At 70.4% G+C, this 1284-nt stretch carries 1 protein-coding gene; it reads right to left on the bottom strand.

Going from position 1 to position 1284, the window contains the following annotated elements:
* Nucleotides 1-1080, bottom strand: a 1080-nt coding sequence (locus tag AWQ68_RS00050; protein WP_218006725.1) for an alpha/beta hydrolase family protein, incomplete at its 3' end; no start/stop codon positions are given.
* Between the last annotated feature and the right edge of the window lie 204 nt (nucleotides 1081-1284).

Genomic DNA, 1284 nt, shown 5'->3' with positions numbered 1-1284 from the left:
CAGCAACGCCTGCGGACGGCCGCGCAGGTTCTGCTCGAAGAAGGCCAGCGGGTAGGCGCGCTGGAAGGCCAGCGCCCGCTCGGCCGGGATCGTGCCGACGACCTCCTGGAGCTGCTCCTTGCTCAGCCCCAGCGGCTCGGCCGACATGGGGATGAGCAGGACGTCGTCGCCGAAGGAGTTGTGCGCCGCCCCCTTGAGCGTCACGTTGAGCCGCCAGCCGCGCAGGCCGTCCCAGAAGGTGCGCAGTGTCGGATTGGTCGCCATGCCGCCCTTCCCATCGGTGTCGACCACCATGTACGGCCGGTCGAGGCCGGACTGCGCGACCTTGCCGAAGACGGCGCCGTCCAGGCCGAGTCCGGCCTTGATCCGCGGGTCGGCGTACATGGCGGAGGAGGTGGCCGCGCCGCCGAGCGAATGCCCGAACATTCCGATCCGCGCGAGGTCGAAGAGCGGCTTCCCGTTACGGCCGGGCAGCTTCTCCTCCAGGGAGGGCAGGCTGTCCAGGACGAAGCGCACGTCGGCCACCCGGACGTCGACCGCCTTGGCGAAGTCGGTCAGCTCGGCGCCCGTCTCCACCCGGCCGCCGGGGAACTCCACCACCGCCGCGTCATAGGGATGATCGACGGTGACCACCGCGTACCCCTGGCTGGCCAGCTCCTCGACGACGCCGGTCCCGTACGCGCGCGAGGCGTTGGCGCCCGGCGAGTACAGGACGACCGGCAGCCTGCCCAGGCTCGTGTCGACGGGCGCGCCCTCGTGGCCGTCGGTCCTGTCCAGTAGCAGCGAGCCCGGCTCCAGGTCGTTCATCTTCAAGTACCGTTCCGCCGCCGCCTTCGGCATCCAGGGGGCGACCGGGTGGGCCTGCACGTCCCGGGCCGGGTACCACAGGCTGACCATCAGCTCCCGCTTCCTGCCGGAGCCGTTCCAGGGATCCGGGCGGGACTGGTCGACCAGGTGGACCGAGACGGTCCCCACCGGATGCGGGCCCGTCGGTTTTGGGACCGTCAGGCGCTGCGGTGGGGTGGAGCCGCATCCGGCCAGCGTGAGGGCCAGGGCGGTGAGGATGAGTGCACGTTTCACCCTGTTGACGATGCCGGTCGTGTACGGCTGCCGCCTCGGGCGTGGGTAGGACCTCCGGCTCAACCCAGGAGGGTAGAGCTCGACGAAGATCGTTTTCAGGGATGGCGCTCACGAACGAACCGCGCCTGAGCCCAGGACCTGCCGGCGACCTGGTTCATCACCACCCGCCTTACCCAGACGGCCGACGATCAGGAGTTCGCCCAG

It is taken from the genome of Microtetraspora fusca, from assembly GCF_001570365.1.
Classification (GTDB): domain Bacteria; phylum Actinomycetota; class Actinomycetes; order Streptosporangiales; family Streptosporangiaceae; genus Microtetraspora; species Microtetraspora fusca.
Note: the sequence above shows the minus strand (reverse complement) of the source record. Positions and strands in the feature narration are given on the sequence as shown.